This is a genomic window from Limosilactobacillus sp. (assembly GCF_051873035.1).
GTDB lineage: Bacteria > Bacillota > Bacilli > Lactobacillales > Lactobacillaceae > Limosilactobacillus.
In genome coordinates this window covers 1-25,635 of sequence record NZ_JBJEEL010000045.1, presented here as the reverse complement: position 1 = coordinate 25,635, position 25,635 = coordinate 1, and the positions used below count along the sequence as shown (strand labels likewise).

20 protein-coding genes and 1 tRNA gene are annotated in these 25,635 nt (G+C 48.4%); 5 read left to right on the top strand and 16 right to left on the bottom strand.

Going from position 1 to position 25,635, the window contains the following annotated elements:
- Nucleotides 1-184: 184 nt before the first annotated feature.
- Nucleotides 185-1,501, bottom strand: coding sequence for an MFS transporter (locus ACI31H_RS04320; protein WP_439770774.1), 1,317 nt, complete (start codon nucleotides 1,499-1,501; stop codon nucleotides 185-187).
- 447 nt (nucleotides 1,502-1,948) lie between these two features.
- Here ACI31H_RS04320 and ACI31H_RS04315 point away from each other — a divergent pair, with 447 nt between their 5' ends.
- Nucleotides 1,949-3,040 (top strand): FRG domain-containing protein, encoded by a 1,092-nt coding sequence (locus ACI31H_RS04315; protein ID WP_439770773.1) that lies wholly within the window; start codon nucleotides 1,949-1,951, stop codon nucleotides 3,038-3,040.
- Between the two features lie 281 nt (nucleotides 3,041-3,321).
- Here ACI31H_RS04315 and ACI31H_RS04310 read toward each other — a convergent pair whose 3' ends face one another.
- From ACI31H_RS04310 to ACI31H_RS04270, 9 genes are all read right to left on the bottom strand, one after another.
- Nucleotides 3,322-4,308, bottom strand: a complete 987-nt coding sequence (locus tag ACI31H_RS04310) for a zinc-binding dehydrogenase (protein ID WP_439770772.1) — start codon at nucleotides 4,306-4,308, stop codon at nucleotides 3,322-3,324.
- A 23-nt stretch (nucleotides 4,309-4,331) separates the two neighbouring features.
- Nucleotides 4,332-6,143 (bottom strand): DUF6933 domain-containing protein, encoded by a 1,812-nt coding sequence (locus tag ACI31H_RS04305; RefSeq protein WP_439770771.1) that lies wholly within the window; start codon nucleotides 6,141-6,143, stop codon nucleotides 4,332-4,334.
- A 167-nt stretch (nucleotides 6,144-6,310) separates the two neighbouring features.
- Nucleotides 6,311-7,312: a zinc-binding dehydrogenase gene (locus ACI31H_RS04300; protein WP_439770770.1), complete on the bottom strand. Its 1,002-nt coding sequence runs from the start codon at nucleotides 7,310-7,312 to the stop codon at nucleotides 6,311-6,313.
- A gap of 4 nt (nucleotides 7,313-7,316) precedes the next feature.
- Nucleotides 7,317-7,754: a MarR family winged helix-turn-helix transcriptional regulator gene (locus ACI31H_RS04295; protein WP_439770769.1), complete on the bottom strand. Its 438-nt coding sequence runs from the start codon at nucleotides 7,752-7,754 to the stop codon at nucleotides 7,317-7,319.
- A 260-nt stretch (nucleotides 7,755-8,014) separates the two neighbouring features.
- Nucleotides 8,015-8,659 carry a pyridoxamine 5'-phosphate oxidase family protein gene (locus ACI31H_RS04290; protein ID WP_439770768.1) on the bottom strand — a complete coding sequence of 215 codons (645 nt, stop codon included), beginning with the start codon at nucleotides 8,657-8,659 and terminating at the stop codon, nucleotides 8,015-8,017.
- A gap of 165 nt (nucleotides 8,660-8,824) precedes the next feature.
- Nucleotides 8,825-11,086, bottom strand: coding sequence for a phospholipase D-like domain-containing protein (locus ACI31H_RS04285; protein ID WP_439770767.1), 2,262 nt, complete (start codon nucleotides 11,084-11,086; stop codon nucleotides 8,825-8,827).
- A gap of 117 nt (nucleotides 11,087-11,203) precedes the next feature.
- Nucleotides 11,204-11,806 carry a sugar O-acetyltransferase gene (locus ACI31H_RS04280; RefSeq protein ID WP_439770766.1) on the bottom strand — a complete coding sequence of 201 codons (603 nt, stop codon included), beginning with the start codon at nucleotides 11,804-11,806 and terminating at the stop codon, nucleotides 11,204-11,206.
- A gap of 6 nt (nucleotides 11,807-11,812) precedes the next feature.
- Nucleotides 11,813-12,604, bottom strand: a complete 792-nt coding sequence (locus ACI31H_RS04275) for a PhzF family phenazine biosynthesis protein (RefSeq protein ID WP_439770765.1) — start codon at nucleotides 12,602-12,604, stop codon at nucleotides 11,813-11,815.
- A gap of 100 nt (nucleotides 12,605-12,704) precedes the next feature.
- Nucleotides 12,705-13,580 carry a LysR family transcriptional regulator gene (locus ACI31H_RS04270; protein ID WP_439770764.1) on the bottom strand — a complete coding sequence of 292 codons (876 nt, stop codon included), beginning with the start codon at nucleotides 13,578-13,580 and terminating at the stop codon, nucleotides 12,705-12,707.
- 405 nt (nucleotides 13,581-13,985) lie between these two features.
- On the opposite strand from ACI31H_RS04270, the gene ACI31H_RS04265 reads away from it, so the two are divergent.
- A complete protein-coding gene (locus ACI31H_RS04265) occupies nucleotides 13,986-16,787 on the top strand; it encodes a cation-translocating P-type ATPase (protein WP_439770763.1) in 2,802 nt (933 codons plus the stop codon).
- A 56-nt stretch (nucleotides 16,788-16,843) separates the two neighbouring features.
- Here ACI31H_RS04265 and ACI31H_RS04260 read toward each other — a convergent pair whose 3' ends face one another.
- Nucleotides 16,844-17,680 carry a LysR family transcriptional regulator gene (locus ACI31H_RS04260; protein WP_439770762.1) on the bottom strand — a complete coding sequence of 279 codons (837 nt, stop codon included), beginning with the start codon at nucleotides 17,678-17,680 and terminating at the stop codon, nucleotides 16,844-16,846.
- A 116-nt stretch (nucleotides 17,681-17,796) separates the two neighbouring features.
- On the opposite strand from ACI31H_RS04260, the gene ACI31H_RS04255 reads away from it, so the two are divergent.
- On the top strand, nucleotides 17,797-18,537 hold the full coding sequence (locus ACI31H_RS04255; protein WP_439770761.1) for an SDR family oxidoreductase: 741 nt from the start codon (nucleotides 17,797-17,799) through the stop codon (nucleotides 18,535-18,537).
- Between the two features lie 63 nt (nucleotides 18,538-18,600).
- Here the strand turns inward: ACI31H_RS04255 and ACI31H_RS04250 are convergent.
- The 4 genes from ACI31H_RS04250 to ACI31H_RS04235 all read right to left on the bottom strand — a co-directional run bounded on the left by ACI31H_RS04250 (nucleotide 18,601) and on the right by ACI31H_RS04235 (nucleotide 21,501).
- Nucleotides 18,601-18,675: transfer RNA gene (locus tag ACI31H_RS04250), tRNA-His, on the bottom strand.
- 70 nt (nucleotides 18,676-18,745) lie between these two features.
- Nucleotides 18,746-19,894 (bottom strand): NADH-dependent flavin oxidoreductase, encoded by a 1,149-nt coding sequence (locus ACI31H_RS04245; RefSeq protein ID WP_439770760.1) that lies wholly within the window; start codon nucleotides 19,892-19,894, stop codon nucleotides 18,746-18,748.
- A gap of 10 nt (nucleotides 19,895-19,904) precedes the next feature.
- Nucleotides 19,905-20,543, bottom strand: coding sequence for an NAD(P)H-binding protein (locus tag ACI31H_RS04240; RefSeq protein WP_439770759.1), 639 nt, complete (start codon nucleotides 20,541-20,543; stop codon nucleotides 19,905-19,907).
- Nucleotides 20,544-20,559: 16 nt separating this feature from the next.
- Nucleotides 20,560-21,501, bottom strand: coding sequence for a DMT family transporter (locus ACI31H_RS04235; RefSeq protein WP_439770758.1), 942 nt, complete (start codon nucleotides 21,499-21,501; stop codon nucleotides 20,560-20,562).
- A gap of 113 nt (nucleotides 21,502-21,614) precedes the next feature.
- Here ACI31H_RS04235 and ACI31H_RS04230 point away from each other — a divergent pair, with 113 nt between their 5' ends.
- On the top strand, nucleotides 21,615-22,499 hold the full coding sequence (locus tag ACI31H_RS04230) for a LysR family transcriptional regulator (RefSeq protein ID WP_439770757.1): 885 nt from the start codon (nucleotides 21,615-21,617) through the stop codon (nucleotides 22,497-22,499).
- Between the two features lie 57 nt (nucleotides 22,500-22,556).
- Here the strand turns inward: ACI31H_RS04230 and ACI31H_RS04225 are convergent, their stop codons facing one another.
- Nucleotides 22,557-24,542 (bottom strand): FAD-dependent oxidoreductase, encoded by a 1,986-nt coding sequence (locus tag ACI31H_RS04225; protein WP_439770756.1) that lies wholly within the window; start codon nucleotides 24,540-24,542, stop codon nucleotides 22,557-22,559.
- Between the two features lie 175 nt (nucleotides 24,543-24,717).
- Between ACI31H_RS04225 and ACI31H_RS04220 the strand changes: the two genes are divergently transcribed.
- The gene (locus ACI31H_RS04220) at nucleotides 24,718-25,338 is read left to right on the top strand and encodes a TetR/AcrR family transcriptional regulator (RefSeq protein WP_439770755.1); all 621 of its coding nucleotides are present in this window, start codon (nucleotides 24,718-24,720) and stop codon (nucleotides 25,336-25,338) included.
- Nucleotides 25,339-25,635: the final 297 nt, after the last annotated feature.

The following is a 25,635-nucleotide window of genomic DNA, read 5'->3' as shown; positions in this document are numbered from 1 at the left end:
CTTCACCATCTCAGTATAGGGAAGAACCACCGTTACTAACTTGACCGTGATCAAGTTTCTAAAAAATTAGCAGACTGCTATATAGTTAAAAAGTCAACGGCGCGGTACACAAATGGCCTCAAACATTCAGGAAAACCGAATGTTTGAGGCCGATTAATGTTGCGGGGACAATACCCTTAATAATTTATTTAGTGTAGTCGACATCCTTCGTTTCCTTGGTCAGTAACCAGGAAACCACCGCCAGCACTGAGAGTGCCAACATGTAGTAGCCAGCCGAGTGCAGGCCATAATTGGCGATCAACCAGGTCGTCACTGTCGGCGCTACTGCCGCCCCCACTACTGCTGCCAGGTTATAGGTGATCCCGGCGCCAGAATAACGAACCTTGGTTGGGAAGAGTTCTGGCAAGACTGCTCCCACTGGGCCGTAAAGGGTTCCCATCACTAAGAAGCCTAACCCCAAGAAGAGTAAAACACCGACCAAGTTATGCCGTCCGCTAAGGAAATATGGGAAGACCAAGGAGAAGACCACAAGTGCTACCGAAGCGGTTAACAGAACCTTTTTACGGCCAATCCGGTCAGCCAACACCGACGTCAGCATGATCAGAACAGCAAATTCAACGATCGCCCCCATCAGTAGTAATAAGAATTCGGCAGAGCTAAAGCCCAGCGCCGTTGTCGCATATGATAATGACCAGGTGGTTAGGGTAAAGAACAGTGCATAGGTTGCCCCCATGATGAAGGTTCCCTTCAAGATTTCACGCCAGTTAGACTTAAATACTTCGCGTAACGGTGAAGAAGTTGTGTTGTCTCGTTCCTGGGCCAGCCTAAACAGTGGCGTTTCTTGCAAACGGCGGCGAACATAGAGGCCGATTACCACCAGGACCGCTGACGACCAGAAAGGAACCCGCCAGCCAAAGTTCATCATTTGGGCCGGCGTTAATACCCGCTCCAAGAAGAAGAACAGGCCATTACATAAGAAGAAGCCGATCGGTGCCCCGACTTCCGGAAAGGCACCATACAAGGCCCGCTTCCCGGCCGGAGCATTTTCCGTGGCTACCAGTACGGCTCCAGACCACTCACCGCCAAGACCGATTCCCTGGATAAACCGGCAAAGGCACAGTAATAGGGCACCCCAAACACCAACGGTCTGGTAACTAGGGATAAAGCCAATGGCGACAGTGGCCACACCCATTACCAGGAGTGAGACTACCAGGGTTTTCTTCCGTCCTAGTCGATCACCATAGTGACCAAAGAGGAACGAACCAACTGGCCGGGCCACAAAGGCTACTCCAAAGGTTAATAGACTGAGCAGGGTTGCTAATAACGGTGTCATTTGGGGAAAGAAGACCTTAGGGAAATAAGCAGCCGACGCGGTCCCGTAAGCGTAAAAGTCGAAGAATTCAATTGCCGTTCCCATCATCGATGCTAAGATCACGGTCCTAACCGGGTCCCGTTTGACATTCAGCTTACTGGTCGGGGTGCTAGTTACTGTACTATCCATAATTTATACCTCTCAATTTCTTTTATTTACTGTTGATCATCACGATTGCTGGTTATAATTTCACTTTCCAATTTCCCCACATCCTTCCAAATAAAAAAGGCCGGCTAACTGTTGAACAGTCAGCCGGCCGACAGAAATGTCTTTACCACTGCACTGTCCACATCCCCATCACGGTGATGCGAACAGCATTAAATTATCCGCATCACCTAGCTAATGATCCGAATAATAATAATCGTAACTTGTGCATTTGTGGTAAAAAGCATTTAACTGTCCTCCGTTTTTCTTGATGGTTAGTATCATATCATGATGAAAATTAGAAAACAATAGTAAAATCACAGTAAATTTTAATTTTATGGCTAAGCAGGTTTACTAGAATTTTGTCCAGGGCTAGTTTAAGATTAGCTAAGAATAGGTGTCGCATAACTTCTCCAAAGGCAGGTTAGTGAAATGATCCATAACATCCATACCGTCTCGAACTACATTGAAGAAATTGAAAAATTAATTAACAATAAGGAACACAACTACTACTTCCGGGGGCAAGATGATGCCTTCTCCAATACCCTCCCGGCGATCTTTCGAAGTCGCAAATTATTAGATAACGAGGATAACCTGTTTAATGACTTCCTAATGACCGACCCCCAGCTATTTGAAAAGTGCCGGACTAATTTTGAACGGATGGCGCTGATGGAACACTACCACCTGCCAACCCGCTTACTGGACGTCAGCACTAATCCCCTGATCGCCCTCTTCTTTGCCGTTAAGGGCGGTCAAGGGAATGGCGAGGTCTACGTCTATAAGGATCAGCCCAACCGCGACAAATTGGCCAAAATGCTTAACCAGCGCGGCTGGCATAACTTAATTGCCGAATATAACTTCAAGAGCGGCCTCACCAACCATAACTACTTCAAGAAAAATGCCTTTAGTAACGAGATGCAGCTGGAATCATCCCTCGCCCGCCAGTCAATGGCCGACAAGAGTTCCTTCTTCCAGACCGTCAAGAACTTTTACCAGTTAGACAATAGCTACATCGCCCAGCAGCACCGTCTGTGGAGTAATGACTACCTTAACTACTTCGATGAGGAAGACTCCAACTACTTTGCGGAATTCAAACACGATTTACAGACACTCCCCTTCCTACGGCTATTTGAAGAGGCTAAGCGGGATATCCCGAGCTTTGCCAATAAGCTGAACCCGCTCGAATTAATCGTCCCGAAGATTGTGACGATTAAACGGATGAGCCGGCGGATGGAAAACCAGCAGGGGCTCTTCCTCTTCGTCCCCTTTATTGGTGACGAATATGACCAATCCGTCGAGATCGACTATGAGGAAGTTGAACGCCGGGCGCAACTGGCAATCGATATCCTTAGCCTCTATAACCCTGACAATCCCAATGAAAAGGAAAAGTACATCATCCCCGCCCAGTACAAGCGGCCAATCTTAGACGAGTTAGCTAAGCTGGGGATCGACTATAGCTTCATCTACCCCGAAGATCATGCTAAGAAGGCGGAAATGATTAAGGATAAGTACCTGGGCCTATAGATTTGCCCCCTGGGTTAAGCAAAGGTACCTTACAGCGACGACTCTGAGCAAACCAGTTTTCAACAATAGCTCAGTAACACCCGCGAAACACTTACCAGAAAGCTACCAACACCTAGCTGTCCGTAGACGAGATTACTTTTTTGCTAGGCTACTATCCTTTATCCGGGCCTTCAGCATTTGGACCGGTCAAGGAGTTAACGAGTACCGCCAGGATCACTCCAACAAATAAGAGCTATTAACGATGATCACAAAGGTCACAACGTTAATAGCTCTTTATTTTATTAGTCAATTTTAGCAACCAGTTTACCAACTACCTGGTGATCCTTAATCGCCTGTAAGCCATTCTTAAGCTGGTCAAATGAAATCACCTTTTCAATCAATGGTGCGACTTTTCCCGTAGCTACTAATTGTAGTAGTTCCGCGTTCATCCGGCCTAAGTCAGCCTTCTGAGCCAGATTATTGCTGAGGTGAGCGCCACCGAGATTAACAACCTCCAGGCTAAGTCCCCGGTTAAACATCTCCGCTGCATCGATATCTGGAACGTCAACGATGGTCACGAGCGTACCATTATAAGTCAGGCGAGTCAGGTCTTTTTGAGCTTCCGCCTTTCCTACCGTATCGATAATCAGGTCAACGCCCCGACCATTCGTCAGTTCATCCAGGCGGGCACTGACGTCCTCACGCTGGTAATCGATAATTGCTGCCGGATGTAGTTTCCGGACGTATTCAATCTTACCAGTTGATACCGTTGTGAAAACTTGGAGACCGTGTAGCTTAGCCAACTGAATGGCAATACTGCCAACCCCACCGGCACCAGCATGCACCAATATAGTGTGTACATTTTTAAGATTAGGCTTACGCTCGACTGCAGTATAGGCAGTAAGGCCCCCACAAAGTAGACTGGCAGCAGTTTCATAACTAACATTTTCTGGGAGCCGGGCTAACTGATAAGTCGGGACTGCTACATATTCCGCAAAGCAGCCATTCTTTGTCAGGTCACCGTGACCCGAGACCCGTTCACCAACCTGCCAACCGGTAACACCATCCCCAATTGCCACGATTTCTCCGGCCACGTCTAAGCCCAGCGTATGAGGATATTGCCAAGTAGGGACCCCACCTTCGACTACCTTGTAGTCAACGGGGTTTAGTCCAACAGCATGCACTCTAAGCAGGACCTGACCCGTAGTTGGTTTGGGTATCTTAACATCAGCAATTTTCAGGTTAGCAATTGTTTTATCATTTGGTGTCGCAACTACTAGGGCTTTCATGAGTAACACTCCTTTATCCTTCACTAATCCAACCGTAGAATCGGTAGGTCAGCTACTTGATCTTCAATTTGTTTTGTTTGTTTTTTCGTGAAGTCGTCAAGTATTGATAGAGCCAGCATGATATCCATTGGGTCTAAGCGGGCGGCTTTAATATTCTTAACCATCTTGGGCGACAGGCGTTTTCTTTTTCGCAGCGGCTCAATTATTGAGCCCAGCTGACGGGCCTCATTAGGGGTATGACCGCGGTTAATCCACAAGCGGTTGTTATTTAATAGGTCAAAGAGCGCCGAGAGCCACTTTTCAACCTTTTCCTGGCTCGGGCAAACGTATCCCGCGTCACTCATCTCCTCATTAAGGTCATGCAAAAGGTCCGTCTCCTTTTGCAAGAAGTACTTATTCTGCCGCTGCCAGGCAATATTGCTCCACCCTACCAACTGGTCTTGCGGGACCCCCACAAACTTATGCAGAGCCGTTTGGTACTTTTTCAACCGCCCCGTATCCGCAAAGTAAGCCGGATCCTGGTACTTTAACAATTCATTCTTAGCGGGCAGGTAATAGGGAATCCCGATCTGACGGGATAGTAGGTTTTCCTCCACCCGCTGATCGTAGACCGTCGGGTGGATAATTGATGGCACTTCCATAACATCGCTAACCACAAAGTCATCCCGCTGCCGGTTGAAATGTTTCTCAAACCAATCGATCAGCTGGCCGGGAACCAATTCGACATCCGGGTTTTGCTGAGCCATGATTCGGTATAGCTGGTCGCAACTGATTAGGCCGTACAAGTTGGCACAAGCGGCCCCATAGCTTTTCAGCAGTTCTTCAGCCTCTCGTGGTAGGCTAGTGTGGTAATTATTAACAAACGACATCACCTCGTTTAGTTCCTTGTTCGGATCACCATCTTGAAGTTCTGCAGCCAGTCTTTCCTTAATCCTTAACCATTCATCCCCTCCAATTAGGCGTTGATCCGCCAAAAATCGGTAAAACTTTTTTAACGCCGTTTTAGTTTGGAGCATCTCACTAAATGAATAGCCGTCATAAAGTGCTGCTTCCAGGTCCAGGGCATCAGCACTAAAAATGGTTTCCAACGTTTCACTCAAATAATTGAGGTAGCGCGTGAGGCGGTCACGGTGGCGGCGGATGGTTTTAGGACTAAGTTGAGAACGGTTAGCATCAACAAAGGCAGCAATCAGGGCATCACTTTGCTGCTGAATTTTATTAATTTGTGTGTTGAATGGGGGACTAGCTAATAGCTCATCGCTGTGCTCACTAATGTAACGTAACTGCTGGATAGCATTTTGCAGTTTTAATTTTTGAGCCGGACTTTGCGTAGCAGTTGGGGTGGGCTTTTGCCAGGTAGGAAGGTTGGCAAAGGTCGTGGCCGAATAATCCGCCCCCTGTATGCCTAGTAGTGCCCTTATCATTTGCGGCATTGAGCTTCCTACCAACGACTTGGCCCAACTCATCTTGGTGGTCAACTTACCGACAATTGAACGGTCCACCGTCTTATTAATTTGCCATTGACCAGCCCGCTGCAGGTATTGGTTAACTTGCTGGTGGGTCATCCCCAGCTGACGAAATTGCCGCGTTAACTGCTCTTCAAAACTTTTTTGCAGGTGCGGATAATCTGCGGCGGTTACGTTAGGAACAACGATAAACAGTCCACTGGCATCATTGATAAAGCCCACTACCCGCCGGTGTTGGCTAGTAAAGTACGATGCATGCCAAGAATAAAGTGGATTAGCACGAGCCAGCGCCTTCGCCGTATCAGGATCGTCAACTGATGGGTAACTACGAAACATTGGCCGTGCTTTTTGGGTAACGTTAATGTACATTGGCGACCTCCTTAAGTTGAAATCGTTTTTTAACTTAAGCACATTATACTGCTTTATCCGTGACCCATCGCTAATTCGCAAATTCAATAAAATAGGCCTCAAGTATTCGAGCTTTTCTGAATACTTGAGGCCCCGTTGGTTTTTGACCTTTATAACAGACTGAAGTTTTAGTCATTTACTAAAACAATCCGCCCAGTCTTATGGCTGCCTTGCAAATCCGCATAAGCCTTTTGGTAATCAGCTAGGGGGTAGGTTGCGGCAATTGGTGGCACGAGTGAGCCATCATTTACCCCGCTCAAAATAAAGCGCTTAGCAGCGGTCAGTTTAACCTGGTTAGTGATAACTTCATTAACCGTGAACGCCTTAATGGTCAGTGCTTTCGGCATCATTTCATTAAGTGGCAATTTGGCAGCTAACCCACCCATGACGCCGTAGGTAATAATGCGGCCATCCTGGGCACTGACCTGCGCCGCGGTGCTAACAAACTGACCGGCAAGCGCGTCAAACACCACGTCAACACCATGACCACCAGTAACCGTGTTGACATATTGGACTAGTGCACCGTCATCGGAGCTGTTCGCCGCGTACTTCATCCCCAGGGTACGCAACTCCTTAACACCCTCATCAGATCGGGAAAGGCCAATCGGGTAGGCACCAATTCGCCGCGCAATTTGCGTGGCCGCCTGCCCCACCATTGAAGTAGCGGCCGGGATAAGCACATACTCACCGGCCTTTAGGTGACCATCCGCGATAATGGTGTAGGCCGTGAGGTACGGTAACCACAGTGCCGCTTCTTGTGCCCAGGTTAGCTGGGGACTCTTCGCAACCAGCCGGTCCGCCAGTGCTAATGCCTCGGTTCCTTCAGTCCCATACTGGGCAACATCGTACGGGCCAATAATACCGACTTCCTTACCCAGCCACTTTTTATCAACATCGGGGCCCACCGCAGTTACTATTCCGGCGCCTTCGTAACCAAGCTGTGATAACTCCTGGGCCTGCTCACCCTCACCGGCATAGACCGTACCGTTAATCAAACGCATCTGGTCACGGTTTAACGCACTGGCCTCAATTTCTACCTTGACCTCGTTAAAGCCTGGTTGGCGGAGCGTTACTTCATCTAATTGAAGGTTTGCCAGTCCCTGACTGTGTAAACGTAAAACTTTTGTCATATCATTACCTTCCTTCCAAGTCGGTTTTCATTATTTGCCAAGTTTCATTTAGTAATTCTTTAGTCGCTGGCTGGTTGAGCTTCCCGGCCAACTCTTCTAAGTATTGGAAGCACTGGTTAACTTCCTTGGTCGCCTGTTCACCGTCGGGTAAGAGAAACATCTGCTTTTGGCGACCACTATTGGGGTCCTGCCGCCGAATTACCAGGTTTAAAGATTCGAGTTTAACAATCGCATTGGTTAATGACCCGGCTGGCCGGTTTAAGAAGTCGGCGACCTCCTTTTGTTTAGTCCCCGGGTGCTGACTAACATAATAAAGAATTCGCGCATAATCCATCGTTAAGTGGTACTTTTTCAGTGCTCGGTCAATGTAGTGGGCTTCCAGTTGGCCAATCTGGTAAATTAGCTCCGCTGCGCCACGGTCTTTATTTTCACAATGATCCATAATTTTTACCCCACCATTTATCGGTGAAGATCCCATCCTCACTTTCCAAAGAATGTTTTACCTAAAAGTGTTTTAAATAGTAAAACATATCAAATAGGCATTGTCAATCTAATTTTAAAATAAAAAATCACTGATATCCCAGCAGTGTTACTGAGGCATCAGTGATAGTAGGTGTTTAAAACCGGTGTCAGTTAAAAGGGCTTAATTAATATCCAACGATTTTTTTAAGGATAACTATCACTAAAACAACCTTGACGAGACTAATTCGACGATCCTTTATCCTTAAGTGAGGCACCACTGGTGGCATCCGGGGTTTCTCCATTGTCAATTTCCGAATAGTCAAAATCATCGGTAATTACTGCACCGTTCTGATAATGTTTACCGTGTCGCTCTTCAAGTGGCAGTCCCAGAGCAACCGACCATTCCTTAGTTGGGTGGTGAACACGGCCAGTAATCCGCTTAACCTTAATCGCCCACGTCGGCACTCCCTTAACACTATCCGCCGACAGTGCAACTGGAATTGTATTAACGTAATGGTGGATGATCGTACGGAGCGCAAATAGTTTCTCTTGTGGAGCGGTTAATTGACGTGGTACACCACTGCCAATCACGCTCATAAAGGATGGGCCGAAGTCCCCCGGCCGGGGTGGTGTATAAATCAAATTTTCGTGGCCGTGGTCAGACTCAAACCCAATCACTTTGCCCTCATTTAACGCGGCAGCTTTCTCGCCGTCACCTGTTCCATGAATATAAAGGGTGTATTGACCATCAGGGCCTTCCTGATAGCCATAGTGGACCGGGACAACATAACTTCCGTGTTCATTGGCTAATCCTAAATGTAAAATTTGGCACTGGTCAAGGATCCACGAAATCTTAGCATGATCGGTAATAATATCCTTCCGCATAATTTTCCCTCCTTGATAAATAAGGTACTCTTACTCGTAACACAACTATCATATAACGGTCAAACCTGTATAAAGGTTCGGGAGCAATATCCATCAGTGAGAAACCGCTACCAACGAACGACGATTACTATAAAGTATCTTTGTAAAATTCTTCTAACCAAAGACTTACTTCCGCAGCCAGCCAAAGAGGCCCCGCTTCTTTTGGTTTTGCTGGGTGGCCTCCGTCAGCTTGGTGATCGCTTCCGTCAACCGCGCTTGGTTATCCTGTTGGCGGGCCGTTTGGGCGGCCTGGCTACTCTCGTACCGCTGTCGTAGGGTATCGCTATTCAGCCACTTATCAAAGTTGGCCACGTCCACAATAAAGCCCGTGCTCGTGTACTGGTAGCTAATGTGGTATTTCCGCGGCAGGTATTGGAAGTAACGGTGCATCATCATCGACCCGTTATTCTTGGAAGTATTATCCGAAACCTTGTTGAACAGTTGCTTATTAATTTGTGCGCAGAGCCGTCCTTCCTGTTTGATAAAGGCAATGTCAGTGCCAACCTGGGCCTGGTTAACGAGCATGGTCCAGTCATTACGGCCGACAAACAAGGAATAGTCATAGTTATCCGCAAAGTAGTCGGCCACCTGGTCGTACATGTCAAACTGGTCCAGCGCCTGTTTAAGGACGTGCTTAATAGGATATAAAAAGTCCTTTTCAATCCGTCCCTCGTCTTCCGCCGAAACAGCGCCGAAGAACTTTGCCAGTTCAACCTGGCAGTAGAGGAAAAGTTGGTCATTGGCCCGGGACAGCAGGTCGTTTAAGACCGCCTCACGTTCATCATCTTCCCCGCTAAAAGTAGACTCAAAGCTCAGGTACCACAGGCGCCGCATCATTTCCGGCTTAATTGAGAACTGTGACTGGCTGTCCCCCTCCTGCCGGTTCATCGTGAAGATAAAGGACGGTAGTGGCCGGGTAAGGTTGCGTCCGTTAGAAACATCCTTGATGAACTTGTCAAAGTAGTTCCGGGTCGTCAGGTTCGGACTAACATCATCAATCATCATCGGGCTGACCGGTCCTTCCGAGTACATGTAGTTTTCAAGGACCGTTGTCATCGTCATGTTTGTGTTCGCCTTTCCAAGTGCGTAACTCCGCGGGTCAAACACACCGGCATCCAGGAAGTTCCTACTCCCCGTAAGTTTGGCCGCCAGCCGTTTCCCCAGCGTCGACTTCCCCGTCCGTCCTTGACCAATTAGGGCAATCCCTAGTGGGACGTCTTCCCGGGACTTACTGCTGGTGGAATACTCGTACATGTTACGAACTTGCCAGAGCCACGGTGCTTCGAAGAGGTAACAAATAAAGTCGCAGGCCTGCCAGCCTTCACCGACCTCCTTGTAATTATCGTATTCGTGAACAATGTCGGCAAACAGCTGCAGTTCCCTTTGGAGGTCATCCCCAGTGAGGTCCGACGTAATTAGCGACAGGTCAACATTATCCCCAATTCGTGGCGCCTCGTATAGTTGCCCCCGGTTCCAGTAAATAACCGGTTTGGGGAAGAGGTCCTCTTCCCGGGTGATCTTATCACCATCAGCTTGAGCGGCCGTCTCGCGTTTAACAACTTGGGTCAGACTATAAAGTTCGTGACCGACCTGATCGAGGTTACGCTTTTTATAGCCACCGGGGCCGAATAACTTAACCGTTTGGGCAACGCTGACCTTGTCCGCGGCCGATAACGTCTTGAGCTGGTCGTCAGACTGGTACTTCGCACGGAACTTCTTTACCTCGGCTGGTGGAATTACTACCGCGTCACTGCCATCATCCTTGCTTTTGATTAAGTTGACCGTATCAGTATAAACGTTAACCGCCAGCTGATCTGCGTTCTTGGCCTTCATAAACCCGGCCAGCTGCTTAGCGTTGATAAAGTCAGTGGCGCGGTCCCGGTTGGCGGCCAACAGCTGCCGGTAGCACTGGTACATCGGCATGGCCTTGGCACCGTAATCAGCGACCAGTTGCTCAACGTTCCGGTTCAGTGCCTGCTTGGTCAGATTCATCGAGCCCGTCAACGCTAAAAAGCTATTCTCATTGGTAATAAGGTAGGCCTTGGTATGGATTAATTCCTGCTTTGTGAAGAACAGTCGTAGGCTACTATCTAAAACCCGCTTAGTAAACTCACTTTCCGGGTGTTCGTAACCGTACTGGGCAACCGCCGTCCGGTCAGTCAGCTGGCGCATCCGTTTACCGACTGAATCGGCACCGTTATCCGTCAACCCCAGAATTAAGGTTACCTTGGCAAAGCGGGGCAGTAGCTCCTCTTCAATAAACTTAATTGACGAAACAAACGAAACGCCACTAAATTCGGTTGGCCCCGTAATGTGGTGATCAACGAATTCCCAAAAATCGGCGTCGGTCACAAGAGCCTGCTGCTGGTAGTCTAATATTTCTAACATTTCCTTATCCTCACTTAACGGTAACGTCTTCCCTATCTCCTATATTTTAATATAAGACTACGCCAGATTAAATAATTGCCGTGAGTTGTTGCTTTCAGCAGCTCACGGCAATTATTATTATCGATATTTAGGATTATGCGGATCAAAGCCGGTCTTGTCCTGATCAGTAATTGGCCGGATAACCTTCGCTGGTGAGCCCGCCGCGATGACGTTAGCTGGGATATCATGCGTTACGACGCTCCCTGCACCAATAATCGTATTATCACCAATTGTTACTCCCGGTGTTACCGAAACATTAGCGCCTAACCAGCAGTGGTTGCCGACCTTAATTGGCTTAGCGACGCAGCCACCTAGTTGTCGCTCCCGGGCGTCGAAGAGGTGGTTGCTAGTATACAGGCCCACCTTGGGACCGAACAAAACATCATCGCCAATCGTGACCGGGGCACCATCTAGGATCGTGCAGTCATAGTTGGCATAAAAATTATCACCCACGTGAATGTTCTGGCCAAATTCACAGCGGAAATTAGGGTTCACGAAGGGGGCCTGGCCAGCACTCCCGAAGAGTTGGCGAACCAGTTTCTTCTTTCGGCCGGAATCATCTTCTGCATTAAGTGCATTCGCCTTTAAAGTGGCCTGGTCACGGGCCTGAACCAATAAGGGGTCCAGGTCATTGTAGGGCTTGCCAGTCGCCATGTAGGCAAACTTTTCTGCTAACGTCATTAAAAATCACTCCTCAATATTTAACTGACCGCGCGAATAAAGAACTGCCTTCCCCGCAAGGGTGGTTTCTTTTCCACGGTAGTCACAGTACAAGATGCCACCACGCTGGGAAGCCTGGTAGGCAACTAAGTGCTTTTTCCCCAGCTTTTGAGCCCAGTAGGGGATGATGTGGCAGTGGCCACTACCGCAAACGGGGTCTTCCGCCACTGCCAGCTTGGGGGCAAATGACCGGGAAACACAGTCAAAGTCTCTGCCCCGGGCAGTCGCGTGCTGGAGGAGGCCGTCTAGTTGGGCTAACTTCTCCTGGTCAGGATTCATGTTTTTGACGGTTGCGGCACTGTCAAAGATGCAGAGAAGGTCCCGTCCCAGGTAGGCCGCCCGGGGTTGAGCCCCAAACGCGGCGGTCATTTCAGGAGTCACCGGCACTTGTTTTAGGTCGTAGGACGGGAAGTTCATTTGGTATAAGTCCCCGTCCTTGGTAACGGTCAGGTCACCACTCATGGTGGTCGTAAAGGTAATCGTAGCCGTCTTTGCCGAGGCGGCCGTTTGAAAGATTACAAATGCGGTGGCAAGGGTGGCGTGGCCACACAGGTCAATCTCGCCACCCGGCGTAAACCACCGTAGTAAGTAGTGGGCCGGTGTTTGGCGAATTGCAAAGGCGGTTTCGGAAAACCGGTTTTCCTTGGCAATATTTTTCATCGTCGTTTCACTAGGCCAGTGGTCAACAAAGCAAATAGCGGCCGGATTACCCTTAAATAGTTGGTCGGTAAAGGCATCCGCAATGTACATTTTAATCATTAGAATCATCCCCTGGTTAATTTCAGTTGCTCCTATTATAGTTAGCCAGTCTATATTAGTGAAACGAATAATTTTAATAGTAAGATTAATAAAATTAATGTTAGGGTAGCCGATCCTTCATTGCCTGAATCTCATCAACGAAGTACTGGCACGCCAGCGACAGCTCCTGGCGATTTAAGAACGCCACCCCGATTTCACGGGTAATTCGTGGTGCTAACGGTCGGCGGACAAACTTAAAGGGCATCCGTAAAAGGACCAGGTTGGCCAGAATACTAATCCCCAGTCCGGCCTCCACCATGGTCATAATTGCGTAGTCATCATGAATCCGGTACTCAATCCGCGGCCGGATTCCGGCGGCAGTAAAGGCATTTAACGGTTCACTATAGGTTCCCTCTTCCAGCAAAATAATCGGCTCATCAGCCAAGCACTCAATTGGCAGCGGCTGACCCGGCTTAGCGGCTAGCGGGTGGTCGACCGGTAAAATCGCCTGCATCTCGCCTTCCTTGATCGGAATCACGTCCAGGCCGGCAGTCATTGCGGGAGTCGTAAAGCCGATATCAATCGTACCGTTTTTGATCCATTCCGCAATTGAGTTGTAGTCCCCCTGGTACATCACAAACTCCACGTCCGGGTACTTTTGCTTAAAGGCCTTTATCAGCAGGGGGAGCCAGTGGCAAGTAATACTCGAAATGGTCCCAATCCGGATCACGTCCTTGTTTAGGCCCTTAATCTCATTTGCCTTGGCCTCAACCCGCTGGAACTGGTGGATGCTTTTCACTATTACCGGGTAAATTTTGCGTCCCTCAGCGGTTAAGTGGATTCCGTGGTGGGAGCGGATGAGGAGTCGAATTCCTAATTTAACTTCTAGGGCCGCAATCATCTGGCTGATTGAGGACTGGGTATAGCCTAACTCGGCCGCTGCCTTAGTAAAGCTGCCGGTTTCGACCACCTTTTGAAAGGCAATGTAATGGTTCAAGATGATTCCTCCTTCATTAACAGTAGCTGGTAACTCTTAATCGAAAATAGCTAATAAATTACACTTATCGGTGAATGTGCATATAATATACTTGAAGCGGGGGTAAAGTTTCCTAAGCTGGAATATTCATTGGCATACCAAGTTAGATCTTACAAACTTATTTATTTTGCACTAGCCAGTCTTTACTTGGTTACCCTTTACCTTAACGCTAACGGACTTATAAGCTCGGCAGACTGCCGTTAGCTTACGTTAACCCCACCTTCGTCTATGTGGATAATGACTCAAGCAGCCATTGTGGAAGTCACTTAGGCCTCTTTTCTCATAAACCATGAGCTGACGCTAGTTGATAGCACGCTGTCGAAACTGGTAAGCGTTGATCAGCGCAAATTGAGGAGATGTTATGAGATGAGTGCTGAACATCAAGCCACTACAGATAAAGATGAAATCAACCAAGTCGCTTTACTTAAAGATACTAACTCAATTTACCACGAGTTGAATAGCTCAGCTACGGGTTTGACCAAGCAGGATGTTCAATCACGGCAGGCGAAGTACGGGAAGAACATCTTACAAAAGTCGAAAACGGTCCCGCTGTGGCGGCGCTTTTTGAGTAACTTTACTAGCACCATGGCCTGGCTACTATGGGTTGCCGGTATCATTGCCTTTGCGGCTAAACTAGCAGAACTAGGGATCGCCATCTGGTCGGTTAATATCATCAACGGCTGCTTCAGTTTCTGGCAAGAATACCAGGCCAACAAGGCTACCGAGGCGCTAAACAAGATGATGCCTTCATATAGCCGTGTAATCCGTAATGGTAAAGAAGAGAAGGTCCTCTCAACCGACCTAGTTCCCGGTGATCTTGTCCTGGTTGAAGAAGGTGATGACGTCCCCGCCGATATCCGGGTTCTCACATCCACCAGCCTTCAAGTCAACCAATCTTCTTTAACCGGGGAGGTCAACCCGGTCAACAAGAATTCCCGGCCGGTTAAGGTGATTAACGGTAATCACTACGAACTCAACAATATCATTTGTTCAGGAACATCCGTGGTCAAGGGTGATGCCAAGGGTGTGGTAGTCAAAACCGGGATGGCTACTGACTTCGGTCAAATTGCTACGCTAACGCAAAACGTCAAGGAAGAAAGTAGTCCCCTGCAAAAGGAACTGGGCGTTTTGACGAAGCAGCTATCGATCCTAGCCGTTTCCATTAGTGTCGTCTTCTTCATCATCGCCACCTTCTTTGTCCACTATCCCTTGGTAAAGTCCTTTATCTTTGCCCTGGGGATGATTGTGGCCTTTATCCCTGAAGGACTTCTGCCTACCGTCACCCTATCACTTGCCGGTGCGGTTCAGCGGATGGCAAAGAAAAATGCCCTCGTTAAGCGGCTATCAAGTGTCGAAACACTAGGTTCAGCCTCCGTGATCTGTTCCGATAAAACCGGGACGCTCACCCAAAACCAGATGACCGTTACCCACCTATGGACCTTAAACCACAGTTATGAGGTTACCGGACAGGGTTACCAGGCCCAAGGGAACATTCACATTGGGCCCAGTATCATCGACCCGCAACAGGACTCAACGCTCCGTGAACTATTACGCAATGGTCTGCTAGCGGATAACGCTCGGATCGTCCCACCTGATGACCAACACAAGCGTTACACCATCCTTGGTGACCCGACGGAAGCCTGTCTCGAAGTAGTTGCTAAAAAAGGCGGCCTCGATCCGCAGGCTGAACGAAAGGCAACACCCCGAATCAAAGAATTACCCTTTGATTCCGACCGTAAGATGATGACGGTCATCCTAAAGCCTGATGACCAGCACCAGTTTAACGTCGCTACCAAGGGTGCCCCTAACCGGGTGGTTGACCAATGCAGTAGTTGCCTGATCAACGGGAAAGTCGTACCACTAAGTGCCACCTTAAAGGATAAGATCATGGCTGCTAATGATGGTTACGCCCGGCGGGGCCTCCGGGTACTTGCCGTTGCTGGGCGCCGGCTACCGGATGAGATGAATAACAACCTGGATTCCGCAACCATCGCCACCGTTGAAAAGGATTTGACCTTTATCGGTCTTTCGGTAATGGTTGATCCGCCACGGCCAGAGGTTCGTAAGGCCGCCGAGGTCTGTCGCCGGGCGCATATTAAGATCATCATGATTACTGGTGACTACAGTCTGACGGCCAAGAGTATTGCCCAAAATATCGGGATTGTCGACCCTAATAAACCATTAACGGTGGTTACCGGTGCGGACCTCAAGCAGATGAGTGATGACGAGTTAAAGAAGAAACTAAGGGGCGAAATTGTCTTTGCCCGGATGGCGCCGGAACAAAAATACCGGGTGGTTCAAACCCTGCAGTCCATGGGCGAAGTTGTGGCCGTTACTGGTGACGGCGTTAACGATGCCCCAGCGCTGAAAAAAGCTGATATTGGGGTCGCAATGGGGGTTACCGGTACCGACGTTGCCAAAGAAGCCGCTGACATGATTCTGACGGACGATAACTTTGCCTCAATCGTGGCGGCCATCCGTGAAGGGCGGGGTGTTTACGCCAATATCCGTAAGTTCCTGCTCTACATTTTGAACTCCAACGAGCCGGAAGCTGTCCCGTCAGTCCTCTTCTTACTGAGTGGTGGGACTATTCCGTTGGCACTGACCGTTATGCAGATCCTGTTTATTGACCTGGGGACCGACCTAATCCCCGCAATTGGGTTAGGTAAAGAAAATGCCGAAAAGGGCGTTATGAATCAGCCACCGCGTTCGCAAAAGTCGCACCTGATTAATAAGTCCTTACTGCTAAAGGCCTTTGCCTGGTACGGCCTACTAGCATCAATTATTTCGACCGCGGCCTACTTCGTTAATAACTACTTAAATGGGCGGACCTGGCCACACCTTGCCACAAGCGGGCTTGCTTATAGTCAGGCAACGACAATGACGCTAGCAACCATTATTTTCTGTCAGATTGCGGCCGTCTTGAACATTCGTTACCAACGGAACTCGATGTTTAATAAGCACTTCTGGGATAACTCCATGATCTTTATCGGGATTATCTTTGAAATTATCCTCCTGCTTTGCATCTGCAACGTGCCGTTCTTCCGTGGTGTCTTTGGGACTGCGCCCCTGTTCGGTCGGGACTGGCTCATGCTGGTATGTATCCCAATTGTCTTAATCGTAATTGATGAATTACGGAAACTATGGTTGCGGCACCACCTTAAATAAAGGAGCGGCTAAAAAAGCGTTAAGCATTCGAAAGCGGATGCTTAACGCTTTTTCTACTATATGCCAGCAAAAATATCCTTAAAGTTCCGGTAGTTTGTCCGGGTACATAAAAGATAATAGCTTATTTGTGCCGCCCCGTCCCGGATCGGAATCGTTACGCGATCGGCCATCTGCTTATCGACCGTCGTTAGGCTGGAGCTAAATACCGGCAGGGCGGACGCCTTGACGAGCTGGTCAAGGGACTGCATATTTTCTTGGACCAACAGATTAACCTTCGGGATTTGCTGCCGGCAGATATTTATCCAAACACCAGAACCAGCATGGGCTAAAATATTCATCCCGGCTAGGTCACGAAAGGAAACTTTCTTATGCTTAGCAAGCGGCGTTCCCGCTGGCACAGAAAGCATCAGTCGCTCATCCAGGAAGGGTTTACTTATTAATTGCGGATCATTAGTCGCGCGCGTAGCAATTACCAGGTCATAGTCGTCATTTTGCAGCAAGGCAGGTGCTGCGGGATAACTGATTAGGCTGGTCGTTAACGTCATCGTGGGGTAGTAGTCCTGGCAAATCTGAATCAAGTGATGGATCGCAATCGTTGAACAACCGGCAATCCGAATGGTGTGTTGCCGGCGGTAAAAGGCCAACGTTTCCGGAATAATCTCATGATTGGCTTTCAACGCCCTTCTAGCATACTGGACCGCAATTTTACCATTCGCGTTGAGTTCAATATGACTATGGGTACGGTGAAATAAAGGAATACCAAAAAGGCTTTCAATTCGGTGCATTGACTTACTTAGTGCCGGCTGCGTAATGTGTAAGGCTTGGGCTGCCTTTGATAGTGTCCCCGCATCAGCAAAGGCAACGAGCTGTTCCAATAGATAATTCTCTAACATCGCTGTCCTCCCTATAACTTCTATTCATACCCTGGTAACTAGTTTTCATTTTACGACCACTAATTGTCCTTTTACAATAAGGACAATTAGTAAAAAATGAATTGGAGGAATCTGTTATGAATAATGTTGCAGGTAAAGTGGTTGTCATCACAGGCGCTTCTTCAGGTATCGGTAAAGCAACTGCCCGGCAACTTGTTAAAAACGGGGCCAAGGTCGTCCTCGGTGCCCGGCGTGAAGAACAGTTAAAACAACTTGTCGATGATTTAGGAAGTCAGAACGCCGCTTATCAAGTGGCCGACGTTACGAAGCCAGATGACATGAAAGACCTGGTCCAAGTCGCCCTGGATCGTTTTGGCAAATTGGACGTCTTCTTTGCTAACGCGGGAATCATGCCGGCCGGTAACGTCTCCGAACTGAATACCAAGAGCTGGGATTTGATGGTTGATGTTAATATCAAGGGGGTCCTAAACTCCATCGCCGCGGTTTACCCGGTATTCAAGGAAAATAACGTGGGGCAATTTATCGTTACCTCTTCAATGGCGGGACTACAACCCGTCCCCGGGAATGCCGTCTATAGTGGCACCAAGCACTTTGTTCGGGCGTTCGTCGACTCATTCCGGGCCGAATCCGCCCAGGAGAAGCCTGACATCCGTACCACCATCATCTATCCAGGCGCGGTGAAAACTGAATTATTAAACTCAGTGGCCCCCTCCGCTACCAAGGACCAGGTTGCTAAGTTTTACGAACAGGTCGGGATTGAACCAGTTGACATTGCCAACGCAGTCACCTTCGCTGTTTCCCAGCCCAAGAATGTTGATATTTCAGATATTGCCGTCCAACCAAGCCGTCAGGGGTAGGATTGGGTAACTATCAAAAAGAGGCAGTTCAGTCGTACTGAACTGCCTCTTTTGATTGGTCAGGGCGGTATGTGGGATTTGAACCCACGCGTGCCGGACCCACAAACCGGTGTGTTAACCAAACTTCACCAATACCGCCATATCACTGCTTTCTATCGTACCATAAGAAAGCGGTGAAACAAGTATTTTTTAATATAAACTTGGGAAGTTATTTTCCCCACAATGAACTCCGGTTAGCGGGCCAGTGGGGAATTAGCTTAGTTCCAGCGTCTGCGAAAATTGTCTGCAGCCCGGGGGTTAACTGCGCCTGGCCCATACTTTTATCATTAATGTTATCCACAATCTCATTTTCCCGGTTGGTAAGTACCTTGCGGGCAAAGTTCGGGTCGGCAATCGAGGCCCGACCAACGGAAATCAGGTCGGCATACTTTAGAGCGTCCCGGGCAGCGGCACCGGAACGGATATCCCCAACAATTCCAAGCTTAGCATCCCCAATTACCGGTTGAAATAACTCGGCGAAGGTTCGATCAGAATCCTGTGGTTTTTGGTCATATTTGGGCAGTGAGAGGTCAAAGTAGTCAAAGTTAAACCGGCTGGCTAACTCTTTGACCAACTGGGTTGACTCGTGCCAAGTATAGCCAACCGTATCATGAATTTCTTCTGGGCTAATCCGGTAGCCCACGATGAAGCCTGGCCGGGCATATTCTTTGACCACCCGGAATACCTCCGCAGTGACTGCTAAGGCAAAATTCATTCTCTTTTCTAACGTGCCACCCCAATGGTCGGTCCGCAGGTTGGAAATGGTTGAGAAAAACTGCTGAATTAGGTAGTGGTTGGCGCCGTGAATCAGGACACCATCAAAGCCAGCATCGATGGCCCGCTTGGTGGCGCGGCCAAAGTCACGGATAATTGCCCTGATTTGCTGGTCACTAAGCGCCTGAACCTGGTATGGCAAGAAACTGTAATCGACCGCGCTCGGCGCATAGACGGTCTTACCCACCTGCGCCAACCCAGAAGCCTGGCGCCCGTCATGGGCCAATTCGATAATGGCCTTGTTGCCATCCTGCTTGATTGCGGTTGCTAGCTTAGTTAAAGAAGCTGTGAACCGGTCATCATAAATTGCCAGCTGGGTCCGGTCCGGCGCCCATGACATTGCGGGTCCCTCGTTTTCCGAAACATAGGCATATTCGACGGTAACCATTCCGGCCGAATTGGAACGTGCCCCGTAATATTTAATTGTGTCAGCCGTTACCTCACCATTATCCCCACTGTTGGTAAGCATTGGCGGTTGTACGAACCGGTTCTTCGTAACACCACCGTTGGGAAAAGTTACTTGATCAGTTAATTGTTTCATCATATCTTCCTCCTTATTTAACACTTACGAGGGCATCGTCGATTGGCGTATTGCCCGTCCGCATCATCATTACTTTGCGAACTGTATTGGGATGATCCAAAATTTTAGCAAGGGTCAAGGCAACGTCCGGAATCGGGTTGGTGGCCACCTTACCGGAATCAATCGTTATCCTCCCCGTCCCGGTCTCCGTTGTTAAGTTTGTAGGGCTGAGAATCGTGTAGTCTAAGTCGGTTTGGTTAACCAGGTAGTTATCAGCAAAGAACTTGGCAGTCTTATAATCGGCATAAACCATCAGGCCATTCTCCCGCCACTTGGCCGGTTCCAGCGGGAACATGGCGCTGAGCATGATATAGCGGTGGATATTGTTTTCTTCGGCGACCTTCATCGTCTTGATCGCCCCCATTGCGTCGGTTCGCAGCAGGTCGCTTCCGTTAGAACCGGCCGTAAAGTAAAGGACATCGGGGTGGCCAATCACCCGTTTGAGCTCGGTTAGTTCATCGTGAAGGTCTAACCTGACCGGGGTAACGTTTTTCGCCTTGATAATTCTTTCTGGGTGACGGGACCCGGCCGTGACCGTGTGACCCGCCGTTACCAAGTCACGAATTAGGGCCGTCGCTACCCGACCGGAACCACCAACAACAAATATTTTCATAGATACCATTTCCCTTTCAAAACTTAATCATCAAAATACCAATGAACATAATGACCGCACCAATCGCTTGCGAACGGTTGATCTTAATCGAGCGGGAATTAAACCACCCGAACTGTTGAATAAGTGCACTGAAGATGAGCTGACCAAATAGTGCCAAAATTACTACTTGGCCCGTTCCCAAGATTGGGACCAGGACAGAACTTAAGCCCACGTAAGAACTTCCCAGTAGGCCGCCGAGCCAAATCCACCATTCCCGGCGCGGTTGTTGTACCAGTGTTTGACGGACGGCCGTTAGTATTCTTCCCCGACGAGCCAGGTTAAATAAGAGTAGCAGGATAAAGCTAACGGAAAAAGAAATCAACGAGGCATGCAGTGGTGAATGGAAGGCCTGGCCTAATTTGGCATTGACCGCATTTTGAATTGCCAGGGCCACTCCGGCCAAGATCCCGAGTACTGGCCAACCAAGCCGTAGTGACTTCTTAGTGCCGGCCTCGACAACTGTCCGCCGGAAGCCTAAGAGGTTAATAAAAACTAACAGGCCCACAATTAGTAGCAGGGCACCGCCGCCCTTGTGCCAAGTCATTCTTTGCCTTAACGACCCCAACCAGCCGAACTGGTCAATAACCAGGCTCATGATAATTTGGCCGATCACCGGGTAAAGGGTCGTTTCAACACTCCCCAGGTACTTAAACAGTAAAATATTGCAGGTTAATGCAAAGGCGGCGGTTAAACCACCCAGCCAGCTCCACCACGGGGCTTTTAAGACCACCCCTAACGGTATTCCAATCCCTTGGCCTGAACACAAAGTTAAAATGGCCAAAAAGACTGAACCAACCGCAAATGAAATTGTTGATGTTAACAGGGGTAAGTGGTTATACGATGTTAACCGTGAATTAATAGCCGTCTGACTAGCAATAAAGACGCCCATTAATAATGGTAAGATGGAAACAAGCTGCATTAGTTGACCTCCTTTGCATTAATCAACTACATTATGCCGCCCTTTTCCCGCCACTGGAATTGACATTCTGCTTAACGTTCTATTAACTTGTAGTTAATACTGGAGGTGGTAAAATGCTCGACCAACGAATCACTACGTACCTGGAAGTAGTAGCAACGGGAAGTTTTACCCAGGCGGCTAAAAAGCAATTCCGCTCAACAGTTGCCATCATGAAGCAGGTTTCGACACTGGAAGAAGAACTAGGCGTTAAGTTACTCGTGCGGACTCACCGCGGCGTCACCCCGACCCCGGCCGGCAAGTACTTCTATACCCAGGCCCAGCAAATGACCAGCAGGGCCCAACAGGTAACGCAACGGGTAAAGCAGATTGACCAGCAAGCGGCACAAATCATTCGGATTGGAACATCATTACTGCGCCCTAGTGACGCCCTAGTAAAACGGTGGTTAAAGTTGTCCGGACGGTCTAAGCAGTTTACCTTACAGTTAGTACCATTTGTTGACCGGTTTGGAAGTGACCAGGACAGGGTCCTAACACCGCAAATGGACTGTATTCTCACTCCCTATAGCGTTAAAACATGGCAAAAGTACTATAATTACCTCCCCCTCGGTGCTTCCCCGTGTGAAATCGGTATTCCCCGGCAGCATCCCTTGGCGGAAAAGCTTGGGTTAACCTGGGCTGACCTAGAAGACCAACGGCTCCTTTTATTGAAGAAGGGAACATCAGCGGTGGTTGACCAGATTCGGGAAGAGGCTAACCACCACCCCGGCATTGAACTAGCCGATTTAACGCACCTCTACGATATCGACAGCTTTAACCTGGCTATTCAAACTAATTCATTGATTGAAGTACCAAGTATTTGGCACGATGTTAACCCTGAAGTTAAAGTTGTTCCGATGACATGGGATTATCAAATTCCCTACGGAATCCTCTATCACAAGCACCCCACGCCAAGTATGCAGGAGTTTGTGACGGTCCTTAAAAAAATAAAGTGGCATTAGGTGAAGTTCGTCAACTTCACCTAACGCCACTTTTATTCCAATATTTTAACTATAATCTTAAATCCGTTTAGCAATCTCATAGGCCGACTTAGTAACCGTATAAACGTTACCGACCTTTTGACCATCACCAATTTCAAATACGTCGAACCCTTTGCCAATTAAAGAACTAGCAAGGCTCTGACGGGAGACCATCCCCGCAGAAATAACAACATTATCGGCTGGCAGCAGCTCATCGGTTTGGTCCGTATTAGTCACCACAGCGCCCTGGTCAGTGACCGCCTTAAGCCGGGTTGAGGTCAGAATCTTGACGTTGTTCTTTTCCAACAGGAGCTTTAAGGCAACGTTGTTCAGGAACGGGATATTAGCACCATTCAAGATCGCTGGGGTCATTTCAACGATCGAAACGTCATGATCATGCTGGGCCAGATCTAGGGCAATTTCACAACCAGTCTGTCCCCCACCAACGATAATGACCTGCTTACCAAGTTTAGCGGACTGTTCAATTGCGGTCAGGCAATCCACTACTTTATCTGAGTCAGAACCAGGGAAGGTAATCATTCGTGGCTGCGACCCCGTCGCTAGTAGGGCAACATCTGGATGTAGGCTTACTAATTCGTCAGCAGTAATCTGGTGGTTCAAGTGGACGGTAATATGGAGGTTCTTCATTTGCAGCTTGTACCAGTCGTTTAGCCGGTGAATATCAACCTTGAAGTCATGGTCACCAGCGGCAATCAAATCACCGCCGAGGACGTCACTTTGTTCGTAGATTTCAACCTGGTGTCCACGCCGCTTGAGGATCCGTGCAGCAGCCATCCCTGCCAGACCCCCACCGACAACAACTACCTTCTTTGGGTCAGTAGTTGGGGTTAGTGGTTCCTCATCTTCATGACCAACTAGTGGATTAACGGCACATTCCAAGTGACCATTTGCCAGCAATGTTTGCAAGCACATATTGCAACCAATGCATGGGCGAATTGCTTCAAAGTGCCCCGCCGCTAACTTATTAACGAATTCGGGATCGGCTAATGAGGCCCGACCAATGGCCACGGCATCGGCGGTTTGTGGATCAATCGCCTGGTCCAACAGGTGTGGTTCATCAATCCGGCTACCGGTAACAATTAACGGGATCTTGACCGCCTGCTTAATCTGTTTAGCAAAAGGAATCGTAAAGCCCTTCTTAATGTACATAGGTGGCAGGCCGTAATGCAGTGATTCAAAGGCACCGGAATCAATCATTAAGGCGTCGTAGCCGTAATCTTCAAGGCGTTTAGCAATCTCAATGGCCTGGTGAAGTGAAATTCCGGCCTCTTGATCAGTATCTAAGGTAGGCTTGTTCAGGCCGGCCAGGTAGGATTCAACATCAAACCTAATAGTAACTGGGTAGTCTGGCCCACAGGTTTTAGCAATTGCTTCCCGGGCCTCCTTACAAATACGAAGACGATTATCGAGTGAGCCCCCATATTCATCGGTCCGCTTATTGGTTAATTCAGCCGCAAATTGTTCCAGGACAAAGCCCCAGTGCATACCATGGACATCGATGCCATCAAATCCGGCCTGCTTTAAAACGGCCGCGGTTTCAGCAACCGCCTCAATCTTTTCATGAATTTGGTCAATGGTCATTGCCGGGGAAACCTGATCAGGGTGCCCAACCACGGGATTTTCTGAGGGTCCGGGTTGTCCAAAGACCCGGCCCTGACCAAAGGTAATTTCGCCAAAGATCTTACTACCATGTAGGTGTACACGGCTGGTCATTTGCTTGATCGGCGGGATAAAGGATTCGGGATTGGCTAATGGTGTTGGTGACATATGATTAGGTTCAATCTTGTCCTTTTTGATGGCATCAAAGGCACCGGTTATCAATAGGCCAAAACCACCGGCCGCACGTTCAACATAGTAATCCTCCCCGGATTTATTGATATTGCCGTTAGCATCAAAATAGTTAGTCATCATCATCGGTGCTAATACAAACCGGTTTTTAATATTAACATTACCGATTTTCAGCGTCGTCCATAAACGCGGGTTAACTTGTGTCAGTTCGTCCATAATAAATACCCCATTTCTAATGATAAATGGATAATAATTAACTCAACAGCTTTATCATAGTTAGAAATGCGGTATATTACTATTTAGAGAAAAGCGCTTTCTATCAGGAAACTGACACTTGTTCAGAAAGTGTAAGGTAAATCATCAAAAGGTTCAGCGAACCGGGGGGATAAAGTTGGCTAAAAAAGAAACACATGCGCAACGGGCAATTAAAAGAGAGTGTTGTAAGTTACTTAGCAACAACTCACTAGACAAAATCTACGTGCGAACAATCTGCCAGAAGGCCGGCTACAGTACCATGGCCTTTTACGCCCACTATACCGATAAGTACGATCTCGGAAGACAAATCATTCAAGATGAGGCCCGGCAGATCGCCATTGCTAACGTGACCCTTTCCAGGGAAATAATGAGCAACCCCGACCAGCAACCGGACAAGGTATATTTTCAAAAGATCGCTAAGCAGTTAATCGACCGGGCCCAGTCCAATCAGCTATTGTACTCCTGTATTTTTAATAATAAGCTCGCGTCAAACGGCATTGCTGACTTTAGTGAATACTATGATCAAACTCTGCACCAGCAGCACATCTTAGCAAACGGAACCGCCAATGACACCTTCAATGACTTCTTTACTTGCCAGACCATCATTATGCTGATGAATGCCGTGAAATACTGGCAAGATAAGGGCTGCCCAATTCCGGCGGCTAAGTTGGCCAGCTTGTACAGCAACAGCACGGGCATTTGGTTAGGTTCCATTAAAAAAGCCGGTCAATTAAATAATGTTGAGATTAACTTCTGACGTAGCGTGTTCCTAAGTGAAGAAAACGGGGGACGTGACATAACTCTCTCTATATAGATCAAAAGCGAACAACGCGGTACACAAATGGGGTCCAGAGCCCGGCAAAGCCGAACTCTGGACCCCTATTTGTGCTCGCGGGGGTGGCAGATAGCCTAGCTACGCGTCGTGAAGACGAAGTCGTAACCGACTTCTGTCACACTCCCCCGTTTTTTTAATTCTTTTCAATAAAATTAGTAACTAAATTGTCCTAAATTTCAAGAATAAGTTAGCCACTGGACTCAAATAAATAATACTGAC